This is a genomic window from Vibrio pectenicida (genome assembly GCA_024347015.1).
Classification (GTDB): domain Bacteria; phylum Pseudomonadota; class Gammaproteobacteria; order Enterobacterales; family Vibrionaceae; genus Vibrio; species Vibrio pectenicida.
The window spans coordinates 1,687,579-1,708,506 of sequence record AP024889.1; the positions used below are offsets into that span (position 1 = coordinate 1,687,579).

Here is a 20,928-nt window from a genome sequence, read left to right on the forward strand (position 1 = left end):
GCCCAAAATAATAATTTTAACTTCACAAATTGACCCTATAATAAACAACAACGCCCTCAATTGCTGAGGGCGTTGTTGTTATAACTTAAGAATCAATTCAATACTCTAAACAAAATTACACATAGAGTATATTAGACTAAGTGGACTATAAAAAATTCTAAATATTGGTAATATCAATAAACATCGATTCGTCTATGTTAGTAGAGGAGACACTGGCTTCAGTAAACTCATACTCTTTTCGGTCTCCCTCACGGGACAAAGGAAGATTAACAAAATCGAATAAAGCTCTATCAGCGAGCTGACTTGGGCTCACATTCTGAATAGACTTAAACACCTTTTCTACTCTTCCGGGAGTTTTTTTATCCCAATCAATGAGCATAGCTTTAACTGATTTGCGCTCTAGCTTTTCTTGAGAGCCACATAAATTACAAGGAATAATTGGAAAGCTTTTATGTTCTGCATACGCGATGAGATCATTTTCACGGCAATACGTAAGTGGGCGAATGACGACATTTCGCCCATCATCAGATCGCAATTTGGGAGGCATGGCTTTTAACCTTGCACCATGGAACATGTTGAGAAAAAGAGTTTCAACAATATCATCCATATGGTGCCCAAGCGCTATTTTAGTCGCACCTATTTTCTCGGCAAATGAATACAAAGTACCCCGACGTAAACGAGAGCAGAGACCACACGTGGTTTTGCCATCTGGTATTTTTTCTTTCACTACTGAATAAGTATCTTTGTCAACTATATAATAAGGGATGTCTAGAGTTTCAAAATATTCAGGTAAAATATGCTCAGGAAAGCCAGGTTGCTTTTGGTCAAGGTTTACAGCAATGACCTCAAACTTGATAGGCGCTGATTTTTGCAACTGTAAAAGAATATCAAGCATTGCGAAAGAATCCTTTCCACCACTAATGCATGCCATTACAACGTCACCGTCTTCTACCATGTTGTAATCTATAATCGCATTACCAACATTACGTCTAAGACGTTTTTGAAGTTTGTTATATTCTAGCTTCTCTTTTCTTGTATCTACTTGACTCATTACCTACTCACAAATAGCTATCGTAACTATAAAATGTCTATGCTGTTGCTAGGGGGCAATATTATACGCACTTTTCTGTCGGTATGAAATGCTTATCTAATTCTTGCTGGAGCAGACGCATCGTCTAATAGGAACCAGCGACAAAATTAATTCGCTTTGGGTAAGTATGGTAAGACTCTACTAGTTTTTTGAGGAAGCGTCATTGTTCCCCCTTTACCTATATCCGATAGTGAAACTTGTACTTTTCCACCTATAATAGGCTTAGCTTGACCATTCGAAAAATGAACTTGGCCATCTAGCTCATTGGCAAATTCCAAGGTGACACCTTCGACATCTGGCGTAAACCAGCTAGCAAACATGCCACCTAAGTCTTCGAGTATGGTTTGCATTTGAGGCATGAGTTTTTCAATCTCAGCATAGGAGACTTTTCCGCTAAGTGGCTGTTTGGTCATAACAACCATAGAGAAATCACATCGCTCGTTTTGTGGTGTCCTGACAAAGACTAACGGATTTGCTGATTTAAGGTTATCATCTAAAGGGACTAACAATTCATGATAATGTGTGGACTTTAGCTCTTCATAATGCTTTTCTTTTTCCATCCAAGCTTTCTGAATAATACAATTTTTTTTTGTATCTGCATTAAGAAAAAAAAAGCCGACTTTAACGTCCTCGTGGCCTTCCTTAACATTTTGTTTCATGTGGCTGAACAGCTTCGAATAGGTAAACATGTACTCTTGAGCCTTTATTGATAAGGACAAAACCGATAGAGCAACTCCTATAAAGAAGGCGAAAGATAGTTTATTCATTTCAGTGGATAACTTATTTTTAGTGGTTTTTCCAGAAAGACTTATTGTGCCTGATCATTGTTTGTAAGTCCTTGACATATGCCTCGCCCCTTTCGGAATATTTGAGTAAGCCTTGTGTTAGAGCGATGGCCGCAGTTGTATCAGTTAAGCTTTCACCCCGTAAATGACGCTGGTAACGTATTTCACGTAATTCTTCATACGCTTTATTACGATTCACATTCATAAAATAGCCTTCAATTGACTGTTGAACCGAGGAAAATTTTGCAACTTCGTGTGTCATCCCCTCTCCTCTTTGTAAAGGAATCACACCGCAACCGTTGCTGTAGCACCATTGCCCAAAATAATTATTCGCTTGGGTTGCAAATCGGGAGGTTCCCCATGCAGATTCATTCGCCCCTTGCACCAGCACTAAAGCTTCAGGGATAACATCTACACGATGAAACATTTGATCAAGCCATTGTTGATTGATACCTGATGATGTCAGTTTTACTCTATACCGATTTGAAAGAGTGACCGCATATTCTTGGTCTTGTAGTGAAATTTCTCCCGCAAGAAAGTCATCACTGATAGTGTCAAGCCGTCTGCGCTCTTTCAAAACACGTTGATTTTCAAACGCGATTCCAGGTCGTAAATAGTTAAAAAAAGCTCTTTTTTTTGTGGTTACATTGTTAATAGCAGAAAAGTCTGGAGCCTCACCAATAGAATAACCACTAAATGATTGTGAAGGTGAAGATGCAGGCTGATAAACCTGCTTCGGCTGCTTATCGGTTGGTTGTTTACGATTTTGATAATCATAAAGGCTACAGCCAGCAATTAAACTAGCTGCAGCGATTGCGAGGACTTCGCTTTTACGCATTGAACATTTGTGAATTGTTGCCATTATCATCCTCATCGTTTGGCTTATCTTTTGCCACTACCTTTAACCTAATACCAAACATTTCTCGATAAATTATACCTTTAACATGAAAGTAAAAAGGGATAACTAAAATTAAACCTAGCCCATAAAACATGGCTCCCAAAAAAAACATTAACACAATTAATGCGTATATTCCGGCTAAGACAAAAAACTTCTTATTTACCGCACGTAAAGATAGTAACAAGGACTGCAACGGCGAGATTTTCTTCTCACATATGAGTAGAACGGCATTACTAAATGCTAGTGACAAATACATTGATATAAAAGGCAAAATCATCCCTGCAATGAGCTGCATTAGTAAACTAATTATTGTGACTATAATGACAGGTACTGTAAATTGCAGACCTTTACCTATGTGACGGGGGTGAGTCGGTAAACCAGCGGCATGACTCATCGCCATTAAACTCACGCCAGCTACAACTGGTGCACTGATAACTTCATAACTAAAGTTAGCGACAAAAACTGCCTGCACAATTCGTGGGTCTAAACCTTCAGGGTTAGATAATGCATTAGCAATAACGGACAAATCGCCAATCTGTAGCTTGAATGCCACATAAAAAATCAATACTTGAGCTATTATCAACAACACTATGCTGGGTGAAAAAGAAATAAAATGTTGCATTGTATGTCCCCAAGCCTCCTTGAAAACAGCACTCACTTTTAGTTCATAGTTTCCTGAAAGTGCTTGCTCAACACTACCACCTAAATTAAATTCTTTTTCTATATCATCGTTCATTTGTAATTCCGGTGCTTAGGTTAACGTTTGACTAAGCAAATTTGCTAAAAAATATAGTTACGTTACTACATCCCAACATTATACCTAAACCTCACTTTGCCCAAAGCCCAATTTTGCTTATCTGCTTGATTTATCCACCAAGTGATTGATAATCAATCACAAAGCATATCAAAAACTCATGTTTTAATCATGTTCTATTAGTTAACGATTAATGTTTCATTACAACAGTATGGTCAGAGATATTGACTAATACCTACAAAATTTTAACGCATGAATGTGAGAAAACACTTTGAATTCATACCGTGGCTTATTATTATGCGCGCCTCTATCTTTGTAACTACTGGCTAATTTCTGTTGACCATTGGGAGGAAAACAGACGTTGAACAATAAACAGCTTGAAGCACAACCCGTCATTCACTTACGCGGGGTAAGTAAAAGCTTCGATGGTAAACAAATCATCAAAAATCTAGACCTTGATGTTAATCATGGCGAATTCCTTACAATATTAGGCCCATCCGGTTGTGGAAAAACAACTGTTCTGAGAATGATTGCAGGGTTTGAAGATGCAGATGAAGGAACAATTATTTTAGACAAACAGGATGTTACCCGAATACCTGCAGAGCAAAGGCACGTCAATACTGTTTTCCAAAGTTATGCATTATTCCCTCATATGACAGTTTACGATAATGTTGGATTTGGCCTTCGCATGCAAAAAGTGCCCTCCTCTGACATCAATTTCAGAGTCATCGAAGCATTAAAAATGGTCCGTTTAGAAAACCTAGCACAACGTAAGCCTCATCAACTTTCAGGTGGCCAACAGCAGCGTATCGCAATTGCTCGGGCTGTCGTCAATAAACCTAAAGTTCTTCTACTAGATGAATCACTATCGGCGTTAGACTATAAGCTACGCAAGCAAATGCAAGTTGAATTGAAACAACTTCAACGCCAGTTAGGTATCACATTCATCTTTGTTACACACGATCAAGAAGAAGCACTATCAATGTCGGATCGTATACTAGTGCTACGTGATGGTGTTATCGAACAAGACGGCTCACCAAAAGAGATCTATGAAGAACCAAAAAATCTTTTTGTTGCTAGGTTTATTGGTGAAATTAATGTGTTTGAAGCAACTATGATTGAGCGTTTAGATCAAAAGCGTATTCTCGCCACAATAGAAGGTGTTGAATCCATTGTTTATCATGATAATCCAACAGCACATAAAGGAGATAAACTCAAAGTTCTTCTGCGCCCTGAAGATCTTAGGCTTGAAGAAATATGTGAATCAGAACAAAAAGGGATTGTAGGCCATATTACAGAGCGCACATACAAAGGTATGACTTTAGATTCGATCGTACAACTTGCGTCTGGTATGCGTGTTATGGTTAGCGAGTTCTTTAATGAGGACGATCCTGATGTCGATCATTCGCTTGGACAAAAAGTTGCCGTCACTTGGGTTGAGAATTGGGAGGTCGTCCTGGATGATAGGCAAGAAGTTTAACCTTCAAAATTCGATTATCTTTCTTGTAGTTGGATGGCTTGCGCTATTCGTGCTAATTCCCAACATAATGATCATAGGTACCAGCTTTCTTACTAGGGATGAAACAAACCTTATTGAGCTGACATTTACCCTTGGCAATTATACACGCCTGATCGATCCTCTCTATGCTAAAGTGGTTTGGCATTCATTTTATATGGCAATCACCGCAACTTTATTGTGTCTAGTTATCGGCTATCCATTTGCCTATATCATGGCCAAAATGCCTGCTAGAGTACGCCCTATTATGTTGTTTTTAGTGATTGTTCCTTTCTGGACAAATTCTCTAATTCGCACTTATGGACTAAAGATAGTACTTGGCACGCATGGGATTTTGAATAAAATGTTGCTGACTCTAGACATCATAGATAAACCTATCCGTCTAATGTACACAGAGACCGCAGTCATGATTGGCCTTGTGTACATACTGCTGCCTTTTATGATTCTTCCGCTTTATTCAGCAATTGAAAAATTGGATACAACCTTTATAGAGGCCGCAAGAGATCTTGGCGCGAATAAATTTTATATTTTTACTAAGGTCATACTACCTCTTACTATGCCCGGTATTATTGGGGGGTGCTTGCTCGTGCTCCTCCCAGCCTTAGGTATGTTCTATATTTCTGACTTACTTGGTGGTGCCAAAAACCTTTTAATTGGCAATGTAATCAAAAGCCAAGTTCTCAACGCTAGAGACTGGCCGTTTGGTTCAGCAACTAGTATTTCACTGACTATAGCAATGGCAATAATGCTTTATGCCTACTACCGAGCCGGTAAACTATTAAATAAAAAAGTGGACCTAGACTAATGAGAAAAAGTATTAGATTCGGCTTTGTCTGTCTTGTTTACGCCTTCTTGTATTTGCCGATTATTGTCTTGATAGTCAACTCCTTTAATGCCAGTAAATATGGTATGAAATGGGGTGGTTTTACAACCCAATGGTACCAGGCGCTTATCCACAATGACAGCTTAGTTCAAGCTGCTTGGCATTCACTCAATGTCGCCATATTTTCAGCTACCGCCGCAACCGTTATTGGAAGTTTGACTGCAGTTGCATTATTTCGCTATTCGTTCAAAGGAAAAACGTTGGTCAATGGGTTATTGTTTGTTGTCATGATGTCCCCCGATATTGTAATGGCAATATCATTATTGGCGTTATTTTTATTTTTGGGGGCTCAACTCGGCTTCTTTACCCTGTTGGTAGCACACATAACATTTTGCCTGCCTTTTGTCGTGGTAACCGTTTACAGTCGATTGAATGGCTTTGATGTCAAAATACTTGAGGCTGCTAAAGATCTTGGAGCAAATGAATGGGTAATACTCAAACAGATTATTCTGGCTTTAGCTAAGCCTGCAGTAGCTGGTGGTTGGCTTCTCAGTTTCACTCTCTCTTTGGACGACGTAATCATAAGTTCCTTCGTCACTGGTCCAACTTATGAAATTTTGCCTCTAAAAATATATTCCATGGTTAAAGTTGGTATTTCACCAGAAGTAAATGCCTTAGCTACAATCATGCTGATAATGTCACTTATTTTAGTCGTGATCTCCCAATTATTAGTTAGACAGAAATAGTCATACGAATAATATTATGCGTAAATGCTAAATTCTAGTATCCACATGGTCATTAAGTGTGAACATTTGAATGTTTCCATTCAGCGAAAAAGCTTAGAATATCAATATTGACAAAGCCATACCATGAATATCACTTTGATGCATAAAAAGTCACTGTCAATTCTCATAATTTGGAATCATTTTATGCCTATTCAACAGTTTGACTGATATAATGCCGAGTAGAGTCGATTGAATTCAATCGACTCTTTAAGAAGGCTTAATGTTCAATAAAGCCACATTGGCTAATTACTCAAAGGCAACACCTATAACAATGAAAAATAAACTTTTTACTAGCGTTTTATGCGCCGCGTCTTTAATCGCATCTCCAGTAATGGCTACGGACCAAGAACTTTATTTTTACAATTGGTCTGAATACATACCTAATGAAGTACTTAAAGACTTTACCAAGGAAACTGGCATCAAAGTCATATATTCTACTTACGAGTCAAACGAGAGTATGTATGCCAAGCTTAAAACACAAGCTTCTGGCTATGACTTGGTAGTTCCTTCTACCTATTTTGTATCTAAAATGCGCAAGGAAGGGATGCTACAACAAATCGACCATAAAAAGATACCCAATTATGATGGCCTCGATAACAACTTTTTAAACAAACCTTTCGACCCTAACAACAGTTATTCTATCCCTTATATCTGGGGTGCGACAGGTATTGGAGTCAATTCCGAAATGCTAGATAAATCATCTATCACAAAATGGGATGATTTATGGGACAGCAAATGGGAAGGCCAACTAATGCTTATGGATGACTCAAGAGAAGTCTTCCATATTGCTCTTACTAAGCTGGGTTACTCACCCAATACCACCAACCCAGAAGAAATAAAAGCAGCTTATCAAGAGCTGCAAAAACTAATGCCGAATGTGCTAGTGTTTAATTCAGACTTCCCCGCTAACCCATATTTAGCAGGTGAAGTATCGCTAGGTATGCTTTGGAATGGCTCAGCATACATGGCGCGCCAAGAAGGCGCTCCTATCGATATTATCTGGCCAGAAAAAGGGGCTGTATTGTGGATGGATAGCCTATCCATTCCATCCGGTGCAAAAAACATTGAAGCTGCGCACAAGATGATAGACTTCCTTATTCGACCAGAAAATGCAGCCAAAATTGCGCTTAAAATTGGCTACCCAACGCCAGTGGCAGCAGCTCATAAATTATTGCCGAAAAAGTTTGCTAATGACCCAAGCATCTTCCCCCCGCAAGCAGTTATGGAAAGTGGAACGTGGACTGATGGCGTCGGTGAAGCAAGTGTTATTTATGACGAATACTTCCAAAAGTTAAAAGTAGGCAATTAATACATCATTTAATCAGCTTCACTTAATACCAAAAAAGCGGCTAACTTCTAGCCGCTTTTTTGGTCCCTTAAACTAATAGAGCTATTTTTATCAAGTTAATCGTCCTTAAGCAACTCATCAACCAACTTAGGCACCTCAATACTCGCCTTACCATAGCGCTTTTCAACAAACTCACTTTCAACTGCGCTCGGTTCAAGGTTTATTTCCACAGTATGTGCTCCACTTAACTTCGCATCATGAACGAATCCCGCCGCAGGATAAACTAACCCTGAAGTACCTATTGATATAAATAAATCTGCTTTCTCTAGCGACTCGTATATCTCGCCCATTCTTAATGGCATCTCACCAAACCAAACAATATGGGGACGCATCTGAGCAGGGAACTGACAACAGTGACATAAATCTCCTGTATGGATATTGCCATGTTCTTCGATGGTCTGATTAGACTCACTGCATCTTGCTTTCAAAAGCTCACCGTGCATATGAATTACATCCTTGCTTCCACCGAGCTCATGCAAATTATCTATATTTTGAGTAACAATCATCACCTTGCCTTTCAATTCTTTTTCTAAGCGTGCTAAAGCAAGGTGCGCAGAATTAGGCTTAACCCAGGTTTCTTGAAGTTTTTTCCGCCGTTGGTTATAAAAATTCTGAACCAATTCGGGAGCACGCTCAAATCCCTCTGGAGTAGCAACATCTTCGATACAGTGGTCCTCCCACAAACCATCTTGAGCCCTAAAAGTTTGAATTCCTGATTCTGCTGATATGCCAGCTCCTGTTAGTACAACAATATTTCTATAGGGAAAATTCATCCAGCATTCCTTTATTTTTCTATCCTAGATTAACATCGCCACTCTAATTTCATAATACAACCTGATTAGACCATGGTCTAAGTTATTAATTTATTATGCTTTTATGTGAACTAATGCAAAAATACCTTATGAGTAGATTTTTATTGAATGCCTTTATAAAGACTACCTTGGCAGTCAATCTCATTCTTTCACTCTAGATACGACCTCCATGTGATTAGAGTATTTTCATCTATAACTTGCAAAATACTTATTTAGTGCTATATGTTTTATGTCTGTATTCACATAACAAACTAGTTGCATAAAAGCATTATGATGCTATTGCCCTTGGAGAGATCCAGATGAAAGAATCATATAATCGACAGCAATCCTCTTTTACTTTGTCAATACACGCTAAGTTGGTTTTGATCAACCTTACCTTATTAGTATGCGTCAGCTTGTATGCATTTTTTGAACATGCCAGCTTTTCTAATTTTGAGTCTCTCGAACATGCTGCAACAGAAAACCTCCAAGGATCAGTAGACTTATTAATGTTACGACGCCACGAAAAGGATTTCTTGGCGAGAAAAGACTTGAAGTACCCACAACGATTCGACCAAGTATTTGAAGAGCTCTCTCAAAGGTTACTAAAGCTCAATATATTATTGAAATCTCACAACCTTCACCTAGAAGAACAAACAACAAATATCATTAACACTTTAAATAGGTACCAAGAACAATTTCACCTACTCGTTGAGAAAGTAAATATCATTGAAGGGCAACAAAATCCAAACAACTATAAGCGTCAATTAGAAGTTTCAAGAAAAGTGTTAAAAAATGAGGTATCCAACTTTGATAGTTTTAAGCTAGAAGTTGAGCTTTTAGAACTTATGGAAACGGATTATCGTTACCTAGCTAATTCGACCTCAGATACAAGTAACGCTTTACTCTCAGCCGTCTCTAAATTTTCGTCAAGTGAGCATGTACCAAGTTCATTAAAAACTGTGCTTGATCAGTATCGAAATGATGTGGGAAATTTGCTCAATGCATCTGTAACCTTAGGCCATTCATCAACTGAAGGATTAAGAGCAGATCTGAGAAACAATGTTCAAAACGCCGAGAATGATATTAAAACGTTACAAACTGAAATCAGCCACGCAATAAATATAAAGTCAGATCAAATTCGTAGCCAGCTTTTAACCTTTGGTAGTGCTATTGTCATATTACTATCAATACTTTTGTTTTTTATAGGTAGGAGTATTCTAGGTCGTATATCAGCTATAAATAGTCTGATGAAAGAAATTGCTAGTGGAGATGGTGATCTCACTGTGCGAATGAATGCAAAAGGTAGTGATGAACTAGCTCAACTAGCCAACTCTTTTGACCAATTTATTTCCAAATTACACTGCAACATTCAAGAAGTTGCAAAGGTGATGTCAGTACTCAGCGAAAGCTCCGAAAGTTCAAAAGACAGTGCGCGAAAAAGTATGAACAATGCAGAACAACAAAAAATTCAATCTGAATCGGTTGCAACTGCTGTAAATGAGCTGGTCATGACCAGTAATGAAATTACCTCCAATATAGAATGTGCCGCAAGTAATGCAGAAAAGATGAAAATCGAAGCTAGCAGCGCATTAAATGTCACACACTCTACAAGCGAATCTATACAGTCCTTGTCTTCAAATATTTCAGACTCGCAAGCCCTTACCATAGATTTAGCTGAGCAAAGTAAAGAAATAAACCAAGTTATCACAGCCATTCAAAACATTGCCGAACAAACAAATCTTCTTGCGCTAAATGCAGCGATTGAAGCGGCACGAGCTGGCGAGTATGGGCGAGGTTTTTCTGTGGTAGCAGACGAAGTTCGACAGCTATCTTTAATGACAAATAACTCCACTCATCAAATTGAGACAACCATTCAGGAGTTAACATCAGGTATTCAAGATACAGTATCGAAAATGACGTCCAGCATAAAATTGGCTCAACACACAAAAGATACGACAAGAGATGTAGTAAGCGCTATTGAAGCCATGGTGAGCCGTATTAATGAAATGTCAGATATGAATACGCAAATTGCAGCTGCATCAGAACAACAGTCTATGGTTTCAGCAGAAATCGACCGAAATATTACAGAAATAGCTCACCTTGCCGGCAACACGCACCAAATTGTATCAAGTTCAGTATATTGCAGTGAGCAAGTATCTAATGTCAGTCAGAAACTAGAAAAAATCGTTGCACAATTTAAGTACTAGAGTCTGATGACTTAGTTAGCCGCCGTAAACAAAGCGGTAGAGATGCGCAAGTCATGCATGAGGTAGTAGAAACTAAAGGCAGTTATTAAACCGAAGCTTGCTGTCGCTCGGAAAATAGTTATATGGACTTGCCGAACACAGTTGCTTGGAGAAAACAATGAAAGCACTACTTCAAATAGTATTTTTATTATGGAATACACATAGCTTTGCCCAATCACTTATGCCGCCCATTGATATAGTAAAAATCGATCAAAGCATCATAGAGTCATACGCTGAAGCCCCCTTCATTTCTGAAGACAATTTTGTCTATCGCCCAATTCAACACCCTTTTTCTATGCAAACGTATTTCTCAGACTATTCTGACTGGATAGTACTGGAAGAAGACTTGTTGCATTGGAGCGGCTCTATGGGAGTAGACCCAAGAATCATATTAACTACATTAGCCACAACATCTGGTTGGTCTCCAGAATCTGAAGCCACTGATTCCACTGTTATAGACTTCAAACGTGACATAAAATATCTTGCAAATCTCCTTTCTCAGCTTTTTTATTACGCCGTAGACCAAAATTTATCTATTAACCAAACGGTAGCTTATTCCATTTTATCGTCACTTGATTCCAATACATCATTGTCTCAATGGCAAAGCTTTTACATTGAATGGTTCGGTGAGCCAATTTCTAATCAAAGTAAAGCCGAATCAGCACAACCCAATATGCAATGGCCTTGGAGAGCTGGTTATAATTGGATACCTAACGGACCACATTCACACACAGGTTCAGGTTTTCCTCTCTCATCCGTTGACGTTTCTTATGATTGGCCTCGTTGGGGTGGGCAAACTTACAGTGTAACTGCAGCACACGATGGTTATGTTTCGGTATTTTCACGATGTCAGGTAAGAGTCACTCACCCTGACGGCTGGGCGACAAATTACTATCATATGGATGGAATAGACATCCAAGATGGTGAATGGGTTAATAAAAACCAAAGGATTGGCAGATATGCAAGCCAAAAGAACGTAGCTCTTTGTCAAGGTGGCTCCTCAACAGGCCCTCATTTGCATTTTTCAGTACTATTTAACGGACGCTTCAAATCATTACAAGATTTATCCCTTGGCCCTTATCGTATTGATGTTGGGCGATATAGTTATGATAACAATTGCCGTTATACATGGATGACGGATAGCCGAGTCAACAATAAACAATGTTTTTGGTCTCGTATAGATAATCCATAGCATACTCACTCGAAAGAGTCTCCTGACATAATAAGGAGACTCTTTCGTTGGTTTGCGATTTAAAACTTGGAAGCAAAGTTCATTGCGATACCTTTTACCCCACTCATCCATTTTTTAAATGGTTGAACACACCAATACCTCAATAAGATTAAACCAATCTGAACGAATATATATTCTCTTCGGCAGTAAAGAACACACAAATAGTCAAATTTTTCTGTTTTACCTTCAAACAATACATTAGGAAACAAAAATTTCTGACGCTTCGCAATTTTAGAGTTTCGAGCTCCGGCCATGTAATAACGTTTTTTCATTGCATATGCTCTCCAACTTGCAACTAAAAAAACGTAACCACGAGTAAAATCAGATAGATTGTCTTTAACCCATATACTTCCACCTTCTACCATGTCGTTTTTCGACTTGCATAGTGTGTGCGTGGTCATGGCTTGTGGCAAATCAGATAAATAAACCAAGGGCTGTTCGCAATTAACTGTAAATCCAGCGCACATTTCTCCATCTTGGTCAAAAAGAGCCCCAACATAGGTCCGTCGTCGTAACTCTTGGACAGTTATAATATTTCCTGATATTGCTTGATAATTGATTGCAAACTCACTGAACTCCGTATCAATTTTGATTTGCTTAGCTTTATTAATCATATTATTTAGCCTCGCCAATTTGATATGTATTTGACATTTGATACCGTCCGGGAGCTAAAATATTATCAGTGTCCAGTGCAAGCTTAATTCTCTTTCGCAGGATTAATGCTTCAGGTTCCAGCTCGTGTTCACTATCAAAAGGCATCTCATCAACAGAGCGTCGATAACAAGGCCATTGATAACGTTGATATAGAGAACTCAACTTTTGCCTTAGTTCTGCCGCTTTATCAGTTTCTTCTGAGTTATTTGCATTGTAGTAAATACTTATAATTGCCTGACACATATGGGGGCTAACTGCTGTTATAGTCACACCGAACTCAAAACCTGCTTTATCAAATGCTTGTTTTGTTAAGCGCATACACTTTTCAACTTCATCACCCAACATTGGTAGAGAAGGCGCTATCCAAAAAAAACCTGCCCCATCAATAACCGGGTCCATTTTTTCTGGAATCTCTCCATCATAGCGCCAATAACATCCTTTTAACGCCAGATCTTTTGGGTTACCTTCGAACATATCCATCATTTTCGTAAAATCGTTAAGGCTATTTTGTAAACGCCGATATAAAGCTATTCGTCCAAATAACTTACCTGCACCCTGTACTAAAATATTGGACCTATTAAGGTTATTAAAACTAACTATATTGACTTGAGCTATGGGCTTCAAAAGCTTTTTAACTCGCTTAGCTTTCGCTTTCGCCACTTCTCTAGTACCAGCAATCAAAAATGCACCAGACCAAGGTGTAATTCCATGTTTCTTGCAAAGTGGGGCTATATGGTGATCACTAATGCCTACTGATGGGTCCCATTTATCAAAATTGAAACGTTCCATCATAGTTAATATACGATAACTGTTTGCTAGGTGAGGTAAACCGTCAATACTACCTTCCGATTTAAGTTGGCGCATTATCTCAATGTATTCACACAAATCGTTTGGAGAATTAAGACGGACTAAGCAACGTAAGCTAGATTGAGGTCTTAACATCAATTCAAACTTCATTTTACTTATCACTGCAATGTTGTTTTGAGTGAATAACTCATGCAGATTAGCCGACAAACCGGCTCTGCCACAATACCGAATACTATGATTGAGTCCAAATACCTCCCCAGTCGATAAGATCAGTTCACTTATGGTGAAATGTCGACTTCTATTCCCAACAGGGCCATGGCCGAACCCTCGTTCTAATATATTTCCTACTAAGCTTGTGTCTGGCCCTGCACCAGTACAATCCAACATCCATTTTGAATGTTTTAGGTACTCAGCTAACTGGCCTTGCGTCACTCCTGGCTCAATTTCTACAACTCCGAGTTCCTCGTCAAAATTCAGAATGCGATTCATTTCACTCATATCCAGCAAAATGCAGCCATCACTCGCAGGGGATTTATAGCCATATCCCCAGTTATTTCCTTTACTTATTGGATAAAATGGCTGTTTATCGATATAAGCTTGTCCAATAAATCGCTTAAGTTGTAGATCATTTTTTGGCTTAAATACTTCAGAAATGGTACATGAATGCTTACCGAGACCACTATGAACTTCTACCCCTTTAACACAGAAATCCTTTTCTTCAACACAAAACAAAACATGCTCCTTCATTGATATGTATATGGTTGATTTTTCTTAAGCCTTCCTTTCTTAAGGCACGCTATCAAAATGGAAGCGGATTATGTCACAAATCAAATATCAAACAACACACACATCAAGAACTTGAATGTATTTAGCAAAACGAGATGCAAACATTAACCATATTATTTTTATGGGCTAATTTGATAGAACATAAGCCTATAAGGGGCATTATTATTTTGTGTTTAGGCTTAACTGTGATGCCTGTATAACTCATCTAGCGCAATTGACAGCCCATCTTCTTTAACAATTCTTATGTGTTCACGTTTTAAACCTCTAGCATTCTTTAGTCCACATGAGTGTGCGATCAAACCAATCCCGTAGTGGATATATTTGTTATAGTTCGCGACACGCACCATTTTATCTTCGACATGAAGCCCTTGCTGAAGTCGTTTGTCGTGAGTCGTTATTCCCGTAGGACAAGTGTCTTTATTACATTGCAAAGCTTGTATACACCCCAGTGCAAACATGTGACCTCGTGCAGATACAACAAAATCAGCACCTAATGCTATAGCCCATGCAACCTTAGATGGTGTAATTAGCTTACCGGATGCAATCAATTTTATTCTAGGTTTAAGCCCGTGTTCGTTTAGAAGATTAACTACAATAGGTAAACTTTCTTTGAGAGGTAGTCCAACATAGTCCATAAGTGGCTGTGGAGCAGCTCCTGTACCACCATCAGCGCTATCGATAGTTATAAAGTCAGGGGCACTATCATGGCCTCGTTTGTCGATTTCATTCAAAAGTTCGTTTAACCAAGCTTGCGAGCCAAGTACTGCTTTGAAGCCAACTGGTTTACCGGTGACGTTGCGAATTCGACTAATCATGTCAAGTAAATCGCCAACACTACGAACATCTGGATGCCCATTAGGGCTTATTGAATCCTGTCCCTGAGGAATCCCTCGTATTTTAGCAATTTCATCAGTCACTTTTCGACCGGGCAAGATCCCTCCTTTTCCCGGCTTTGCACCTTGGCTCATTTTGATCTCAAACATCTTAACGTTGTCATGTAATGCAATTTCTAACAACTTCTCATCAGATAGGTGTCCTTGTTCATCACGTACACCATATTTAGCTGTACCGACTTGAAAGACAATATCGCACCCCCCTTCCAAATGGTAAGTACTAAGACCTCCTTCCCCTGTATTCAACCAACACCCTGCCAATTTGGCACCTTTGGACAATGCCCTCACCGCAGGTTTAGATAAGGCACCAAAGCTCATTGCTGATATGTTAAAAATTGATGACGTGACATAAGGAATACGACAATCGGACCCTATAGTCACTGGTGCAGGGGCAACAGCGTCTTCTTCAAGAGTTGGAAATGCACAATTCATGAACATGATCGTGCCTGTCGCGTCTAAATTACGTGTAGAACCAAATGCGATAGTCCGATCAACATTTTTCGCTGCCTTATACACCCAGCTTCTTTCTGCTCGATTAAATGGCATCTCCTCTCTATCCATCGCAAAAAAATACTGCCTAAAGAATTCACCCTGCTTCTCAAACAAATAACGAAACCTTCCAATAACGGGGTAGTTATGCCTTATAGCATGTGTATGTTGACGTTTATCGACAATATACATGTAGATAATACCAATGACTCCCACACCTATGACCAGAGTAAAAAGTCCTGAAAACAAATCGATACCTATGATAAAAAACTCACCCATCCTGCTGCTCCAATCAGTTTTAATATTTCTATTTTGTTCGGCTGATTTGTTCAATATAGCCGACTATTTCCAATTAATTTGGTTTAAGGATGAGAGTCGTAACTCTGATTTCACCAACTAAAAACCAATAGATCTGTCATTTAAAATTACTAGGAGCTAGATGAGCCCGTAATTTCATATAAATTATTGGGTATTTTCTCCTATGAGGAAGGCCGTCTAAATATTTTTCAACTATATTCTCTTACCAAGTTACATCTTTAGAACATTTTACATTTTGTCATAACAACTCAGTAAGCAAGAGCACATAGTCACTGTACAATGATGGAGTACTAATTCAACTAACTGTTAATACCGACAAACCAAATCACCTAATTATTGGCCTATCGAATGGATGTGATAGAATTATCAAAAGTAATGAGTTCATCAATAACGCTCTTTCCGTTGACATCTACGACTTCAATTGGCACATAACCACCACCGTATTGACTACAAACAATCAAAAAAGTTATCGACCCAGTTTGTAACTTTGAACGGAGAAATTCAAATGAAAAAAACCTGTGTAATTACTGGAGGAAGCTCCGGTATTGGTCGAGCAATCACTGCTCTTTTTATAGACAATGGATACTGCGTTTATAACTTAGATATCAGCAGAAGTGACTTAGGCATCTATGTTCACTGTGATATCACAGATCATGATAATGTACAGCAGCATATTAATAATATAGGTAAAGAAGGTCCTATCGATGTCTTAATAACAAGTGCAGGAATTCATTTTTCTGCAAACATTGAAAATACTTCTGAGCATGATCTACAACGAGTTTTTGATATCAATGTAAAAGGTGCTTATTCAGCTGTACAAGCTGTTTTACCAAATATGAAAAAGCATAACTCAGGTGCAATTATAATCATATCCTCCGATCAGGCATTAGTCGCTAAGCCAAACTCTTTTGCTTACAACTTAAGTAAAACTGCGCTTGCTTCACTAGCAAAAACTACCGCCTTAGATTACGCAAAATATAATATTCGAGCAAATGCATTATGCCCGGGAACAATTGAAACACCTCTATATCATAAAGCTATTGAGCGCTATTGTGATATTTCAGGTAGTGATATTAACGAAGCTCACAAAAATGAAGCTCGACTGCAACCTCTAGGCCGACTAGGGCAACCTGAAGAAGTTGCTCATTATGCGCTTTTTCTTGCAAGCAAAAACGCGTCCTTTATCACGGGAAGCACACCAGTCATTGACGGTGGATACACGACAGGTTAATTGAAGTAATGTTTAAATTAATAGACTCTCACCTGCATTTTTTTGATTTTGAAAATGGAGATTATCACTGGCTCAAACCTGATAATCCACCATTCTGGCAGGACAAAAGCTGCATAGCTCGTAGTTTTACACAAGGTGATTTACAACTTAGCCCAACATTTGAACTAAGTGGTTATGTGCATATTGAGGCTGGATATGATAATGACGCCTTCTGGCGTGAAATAGAATGGCTAGAAAAGAATAATACTCTACCCTTTAAAGCCGTCGCCTCTGCTGACCTTACCCGCTCACCCGAAAAGTTTGCTAAAGATATCATCAAACTAAAGCAATATCGTTCTGTTACTGGTGTCAGACATATTTTCGATGAACAAACGTTAAGCTTACTGAATAACTCTTATGTCCTTAAAAACCTCGAACAGTTAGCAGCAAATAGCTTATCCTTCGATTTACAGATGCCATTCAATGATTCAAAAGCCACTAACTGTCTATTGAGTTGCATGGGCTCGTTATCACAATTGAGAGTTATCATTAACCATGCAGGGTTTCCTCCACTGACTAATGATCCCGCTTGGGAAACATGGCTTTCTAGCATCAATTCTGTTGCAAAGTATCCTAATGTGGCCATTAAATGTTCGGGTTGGGAAATGAAATGCAGAGACTATAATTTAAATTGGGTTAATGACGTTATCTATGAATGCATCAAAGCCTTCAGCCATGATAGAGTGATGCTAGCTAGCAACTTTCCTTTATGCCTTTTTTCAGAAAGTTACCAATCTTTTTGGGAGCAATTTTTGCAGATGTCACCAGATACTATGCAGGCGCTTCTCTATGACAACGCCTGCTACTGGTATAAGTTTTAGCTTACTACTTTACGCAAACATGGGGTGATCGTTTGATTACCTCATCATTAAGTTCAATGCCTATTCCCGGAGTATCAGGGGCTTGAAAAAAGCCATCTTTAGGTTGTGGATCCTGAATACAAAGTTCTCGGTTCCATTCTTTAATCGCATATGTATGATGTTCATGAATCAGAAAGTTTGGAATTGCCGTTTCTAAATGCAATGCAGCGGCTGTAGCAACAGGCCCTCCACAAACATGCGCCTGTATTCGAATATCATAAACATCAGCATAGTCACAAACTTTTTTTGCTTCAGTAAACCCGCCACATAGACCAACATCTGGCTGTAATACATCAATACTTTGATCTTCAAAGTAAGGCCTAACATCCCAACGATGATATAGCCGTTCACCACCAGCTATCGGAACATTGACGTTATCCGCCACTTTTTTATGAATTGCAGAGTTTAGGTAATTGACAGGTTCCTCATACATCATACAAGCGACTTCTTTAACGACTTCGCCCATTTGAATTGCCGAAGCCGCTCCCATCAAAGAATGTGACTCGAATATGATATCGACATCTGGTCCCACGGCATCTCGTATTGCCTTTAATCGATCACCAAATAAGCGCATTTGAGGTTGAGTAAATAGTTTCGTTCTATCAAAAGACGACTCACCATTGTAATCGTAAACTATGGGATCAACCTTAACTGCATCATATCCTTCTGCCACAGCTTTAAGAGCTGCTTCTGCATACTCCGCAGGATGAATGAGTTTTTTACACTCCTTGTCCCAATCAAATTGTAACTGACTAGCATAAGTCCGAAGTTTGTCATTCGTCTTACCACCTAAGAGCTGATAAACAGGTAACCCTAGTGCTTTGCCCTTAATATCCCATAAAGCAGTGTCAATAGCACTCATCGCAGCATACAAGACAGGACCACCACCAAGTCCCCAGAAACTCTCCCTGAGCATTCTTGACCATAGCTTTTCAGTACTAAAAGGGTCAAAACCTATCAGAACAGCTTCCGCTATCTCTTTAATCATAGCCGCCGCTGCACTATGTCCCCAATCATAAGCTAGACCAGCCTCCCCTACGCCAGAAATACCTTCATCCGTGTGGATACGAATAAATACCGGATTCCAAGGCGGTCTTTTAGGACAGTGGATATCAAAAATTTCTACTTTAGTGATTTTCATCGCAACACACTCAATTATCAATAACCAAACAACTATACATCAAAGTCAGGGTAAAGCTGCTTTACACTTCTCATCATGGCAGGCCAAGCTTTTTGACCGCCAGTTAAACCAGAATGAACCACATTTGCTTGAGCTTTAATTCCATCAACAATGGATTGATCTACTAGATGGTATTTTTGTCCTGTCGATTGAATTTGCAATTGTATTTGGCACGCTCTTGTTAAATCATACATGTGCATAAATGCGTCACCAATTGTCTTTCCCATGGTTAAGGCACCATGATTTCGTAACAACATAAAATTTGCTTGTCCAAGATCTTCCTGAAGGCGGATTCTTTCTTCATGATTAACCGCTAGTCCTTCGTAATCATGATAACTCATGGACGCAAGCGCAAACATTGAATATTGACTTAATGGAAGTAGTCCCTCCTTTAAACTCGCAATCGCTACAGTTGCGTCTGTATGTACATGAAGAGCACATTGATCCTCTGGCCTTGCTTCATGCACCGCGCTATGAATAGTAAAGCCCGCTGGATTAATATCGAATGGAGTATCCGGGTCAACAATATTACCATCAATGTCTATCTTCACTAAGTTAGATGCTGTGATCTCATCAAATGAAAGTCCAAATGCATTAATTAGTAAAAGCTCCGTCCCGGGAATACGTGCAGAAATATGTGTATGAATAAGATCGTCCCAACCGTGTATCACAAAAAGACGATAAGCTGCTGCTAGCTCTACTCTTGTCTGCCATTCAATTTCAGATACCTTACCTTTCTCATTCAAAACAGGTATGTTATACATCATCAAATCTCCAACGTGATTTTTCCATTACATCCAACAAATATAACAATAATACACCCCTAGTTTACAGAGAAACTTACACCATTTAACGCTAATGTTGTGCCAATAGTACTGAATGGGCAATTAAAACGACGGTAAGAGATGGGCATGACAGAGACTATAACATGTACATTTTAGCTATTTTTGTGCTTCTTCCTCAGAAGAAACTTACCAGTATTCATTAAAGATGCTTCAACGTATTACCAACTTAATTAATTCAACAGAGCTGATTTAATCCGCTAAGAAAAAGAAGATATTCAATACAATTAGCTTATATTTTAATTAACAACTTTAATTATTAATAAAAATGATAATAATATGCGTTAACTACTATATTATTACTATAACTAGTAATGCCATGTAGTTACTTTAATACACATCTAAAAAAATAAACATACAATAAACACAATTAAAAATAAGAACTTATTGCTTATTACATATCAATCAATATATTAGCATTAATAATAAACATTCAACTCTTCCACTTAAAAAATCGAACAATATCTAGACAAATATTGTCTGTCGCATTTTTTAGACAAGGCATTAATTTTACAATATTTATATATAATGTTACTGAATATTTTGTCAAAGTATTCAT

General features: G+C 38.6%; 18 protein-coding genes. 8 read left to right on the forward strand and 10 right to left on the reverse strand.

The window, feature by feature from the left end; translation table 11 throughout:
- Positions 1–157: 157 nt before the first annotated feature.
- The 4 genes from ttcA to OCV27_RS08035 form a co-directional block, all read right to left on the reverse strand.
- Positions 158–1,051 carry a tRNA 2-thiocytidine(32) synthetase TtcA gene (gene ttcA, locus OCV27_RS08020; protein ID WP_125320932.1) on the reverse strand — a complete coding sequence of 298 codons (894 nt, stop codon included), beginning with the start codon at positions 1,049–1,051 and terminating at the stop codon, positions 158–160.
- A gap of 146 nt (positions 1,052–1,197) precedes the next feature.
- Positions 1,198–1,857, reverse strand: coding sequence for a DUF2987 domain-containing protein (locus OCV27_RS08025; RefSeq protein WP_125320933.1), 660 nt, complete (start codon positions 1,855–1,857; stop codon positions 1,198–1,200).
- A gap of 19 nt (positions 1,858–1,876) precedes the next feature.
- Complete coding sequence (locus OCV27_RS08030) at positions 1,877–2,737, reverse strand: glucosaminidase domain-containing protein (protein WP_420919463.1); 861 nt, start codon at positions 2,735–2,737, stop codon at positions 1,877–1,879.
- Positions 2,706–3,509 carry a hypothetical protein gene (locus OCV27_RS08035; protein WP_125320934.1) on the reverse strand — a complete coding sequence of 268 codons (804 nt, stop codon included), beginning with the start codon at positions 3,507–3,509 and terminating at the stop codon, positions 2,706–2,708. The genes OCV27_RS08030 and OCV27_RS08035 overlap by 32 nt, the downstream gene beginning before the upstream one ends.
- Positions 3,510–3,870: 361 nt before the next feature.
- On the opposite strand from OCV27_RS08035, the gene potA reads away from it, so the two are divergent.
- The 4 genes from potA to OCV27_RS08055 all read left to right on the forward strand — a co-directional run bounded on the left by potA (position 3,871) and on the right by OCV27_RS08055 (position 7,960).
- Positions 3,871–5,007, forward strand: coding sequence for a spermidine/putrescine ABC transporter ATP-binding protein PotA (gene potA / locus OCV27_RS08040; RefSeq protein WP_125320935.1), 1,137 nt, complete (start codon positions 3,871–3,873; stop codon positions 5,005–5,007).
- Entirely contained in the window at positions 4,988–5,848 is an 861-nt protein-coding gene (potB, locus tag OCV27_RS08045) for a spermidine/putrescine ABC transporter permease PotB (protein ID WP_125320936.1), read from the forward strand. The genes potA and potB overlap by 20 nt, the downstream gene beginning before the upstream one ends.
- Positions 5,848–6,612 (forward strand): spermidine/putrescine ABC transporter permease PotC, encoded by a 765-nt coding sequence (gene potC, locus OCV27_RS08050; RefSeq protein ID WP_125320937.1) that lies wholly within the window; start codon positions 5,848–5,850, stop codon positions 6,610–6,612. The genes potB and potC overlap by 1 nt, the downstream gene beginning before the upstream one ends.
- A gap of 310 nt (positions 6,613–6,922) precedes the next feature.
- Complete coding sequence (locus OCV27_RS08055) at positions 6,923–7,960, forward strand: extracellular solute-binding protein (protein WP_125320938.1); 1,038 nt, start codon at positions 6,923–6,925, stop codon at positions 7,958–7,960.
- Between the two features lie 95 nt (positions 7,961–8,055).
- Here the strand turns inward: OCV27_RS08055 and cobB are convergent, their stop codons facing one another.
- Positions 8,056–8,772 carry a Sir2 family NAD+-dependent deacetylase gene (gene cobB / locus OCV27_RS08060; protein WP_125320939.1) on the reverse strand — a complete coding sequence of 239 codons (717 nt, stop codon included), beginning with the start codon at positions 8,770–8,772 and terminating at the stop codon, positions 8,056–8,058.
- A gap of 338 nt (positions 8,773–9,110) precedes the next feature.
- Here cobB and OCV27_RS08065 point away from each other — a divergent pair, with 338 nt between their 5' ends.
- Positions 9,111–11,000 carry a methyl-accepting chemotaxis protein gene (locus tag OCV27_RS08065; RefSeq protein ID WP_125320940.1) on the forward strand — a complete coding sequence of 630 codons (1,890 nt, stop codon included), beginning with the start codon at positions 9,111–9,113 and terminating at the stop codon, positions 10,998–11,000.
- Positions 11,001–11,157: 157 nt separating this feature from the next.
- Positions 11,158–12,231: a M23 family metallopeptidase gene (locus OCV27_RS08070; RefSeq protein WP_125320941.1), complete on the forward strand. Its 1,074-nt coding sequence runs from the start codon at positions 11,158–11,160 to the stop codon at positions 12,229–12,231.
- A gap of 59 nt (positions 12,232–12,290) precedes the next feature.
- Here OCV27_RS08070 and OCV27_RS08075 read toward each other — a convergent pair whose 3' ends face one another.
- The 3 genes from OCV27_RS08075 to OCV27_RS08085 all read right to left on the reverse strand — a co-directional run bounded on the left by OCV27_RS08075 (position 12,291) and on the right by OCV27_RS08085 (position 16,178).
- Positions 12,291–12,884 (reverse strand): hypothetical protein, encoded by a 594-nt coding sequence (locus OCV27_RS08075; protein WP_125320942.1) that lies wholly within the window; start codon positions 12,882–12,884, stop codon positions 12,291–12,293.
- Position 12,885: 1 nt separating this feature from the next.
- Complete coding sequence (locus OCV27_RS08080; protein ID WP_245986713.1) at positions 12,886–14,463, reverse strand: FAD-binding oxidoreductase; 1,578 nt, start codon at positions 14,461–14,463, stop codon at positions 12,886–12,888.
- A gap of 233 nt (positions 14,464–14,696) precedes the next feature.
- A complete protein-coding gene (locus OCV27_RS08085) occupies positions 14,697–16,178 on the reverse strand; it encodes an FMN-binding glutamate synthase family protein (RefSeq protein WP_125320944.1) in 1,482 nt (493 codons plus the stop codon).
- Positions 16,179–16,722: 544 nt separating this feature from the next.
- Here OCV27_RS08085 and OCV27_RS08090 point away from each other — a divergent pair.
- Both OCV27_RS08090 and OCV27_RS08095 read left to right on the forward strand, forming a co-directional pair.
- Positions 16,723–17,448 carry an SDR family NAD(P)-dependent oxidoreductase gene (locus tag OCV27_RS08090; RefSeq protein WP_125320945.1) on the forward strand — a complete coding sequence of 242 codons (726 nt, stop codon included), beginning with the start codon at positions 16,723–16,725 and terminating at the stop codon, positions 17,446–17,448.
- An 8-nt stretch (positions 17,449–17,456) separates the two neighbouring features.
- A complete protein-coding gene (locus OCV27_RS08095; protein WP_125320946.1) occupies positions 17,457–18,308 on the forward strand; it encodes an amidohydrolase family protein in 852 nt (283 codons plus the stop codon).
- 4 nt (positions 18,309–18,312) lie between these two features.
- On the opposite strand, the gene OCV27_RS08100 is transcribed toward OCV27_RS08095, so the two are convergent.
- Positions 18,313–19,488: a mandelate racemase/muconate lactonizing enzyme family protein gene (locus OCV27_RS08100; protein WP_125320947.1), complete on the reverse strand. Its 1,176-nt coding sequence runs from the start codon at positions 19,486–19,488 to the stop codon at positions 18,313–18,315.
- 32 nt (positions 19,489–19,520) lie between these two features.
- Entirely contained in the window at positions 19,521–20,294 is a 774-nt protein-coding gene (locus OCV27_RS08105) for a class II aldolase/adducin family protein (protein ID WP_245986715.1), read from the reverse strand.
- Positions 20,295–20,928: the final 634 nt, after the last annotated feature.

What these genes read in the sequence shown, in the direction of transcription:
- potC (WP_125320937.1), top strand. Translation starts at nt 5,848, where the DNA reads ATGAGAAAAAGTATTAGATTCGGCTTTGTCTGTCTTGTTTACGCCTTC.
- OCV27_RS08055 (WP_125320938.1), top strand. Translation starts at nt 6,923, where the DNA reads ATGAAAAATAAACTTTTTACTAGCGTTTTATGCGCCGCGTCTTTAATC.
- OCV27_RS08065 (WP_125320940.1), top strand. Translation starts at nt 9,111, where the DNA reads ATGAAAGAATCATATAATCGACAGCAATCCTCTTTTACTTTGTCAATA.
- OCV27_RS08075 (WP_125320942.1), bottom strand. Translation starts at nt 12,884, where the DNA reads ATGATTAATAAAGCTAAGCAAATCAAAATTGATACGGAGTTCAGTGAG.
- OCV27_RS08070 (WP_125320941.1), top strand. Translation starts at nt 11,158, where the DNA reads ATGAAAGCACTACTTCAAATAGTATTTTTATTATGGAATACACATAGC.
- cobB (WP_125320939.1), bottom strand. Translation starts at nt 8,772, where the DNA reads ATGAATTTTCCCTATAGAAATATTGTTGTACTAACAGGAGCTGGCATA.
- potB (WP_125320936.1), top strand. Translation starts at nt 4,988, where the DNA reads ATGATAGGCAAGAAGTTTAACCTTCAAAATTCGATTATCTTTCTTGTA.
- OCV27_RS08105 (WP_245986715.1), bottom strand. Translation starts at nt 20,294, where the DNA reads ATGATGTATAACATACCTGTTTTGAATGAGAAAGGTAAGGTATCTGAA.
- OCV27_RS08085 (WP_125320944.1), bottom strand. Translation starts at nt 16,178, where the DNA reads ATGGGTGAGTTTTTTATCATAGGTATCGATTTGTTTTCAGGACTTTTT.
- OCV27_RS08030 (WP_420919463.1), bottom strand. Translation starts at nt 2,737, where the DNA reads ATGGCAACAATTCACAAATGTTCAATGCGTAAAAGCGAAGTCCTCGCA.
- OCV27_RS08025 (WP_125320933.1), bottom strand. Translation starts at nt 1,857, where the DNA reads ATGAATAAACTATCTTTCGCCTTCTTTATAGGAGTTGCTCTATCGGTT.
- OCV27_RS08095 (WP_125320946.1), top strand. Translation starts at nt 17,457, where the DNA reads ATGTTTAAATTAATAGACTCTCACCTGCATTTTTTTGATTTTGAAAAT.
- OCV27_RS08035 (WP_125320934.1), bottom strand. Translation starts at nt 3,509, where the DNA reads ATGAACGATGATATAGAAAAAGAATTTAATTTAGGTGGTAGTGTTGAG.
- ttcA (WP_125320932.1), bottom strand. Translation starts at nt 1,051, where the DNA reads ATGAGTCAAGTAGATACAAGAAAAGAGAAGCTAGAATATAACAAACTT.
- OCV27_RS08100 (WP_125320947.1), bottom strand. Translation starts at nt 19,488, where the DNA reads ATGAAAATCACTAAAGTAGAAATTTTTGATATCCACTGTCCTAAAAGA.
- OCV27_RS08090 (WP_125320945.1), top strand. Translation starts at nt 16,723, where the DNA reads ATGAAAAAAACCTGTGTAATTACTGGAGGAAGCTCCGGTATTGGTCGA.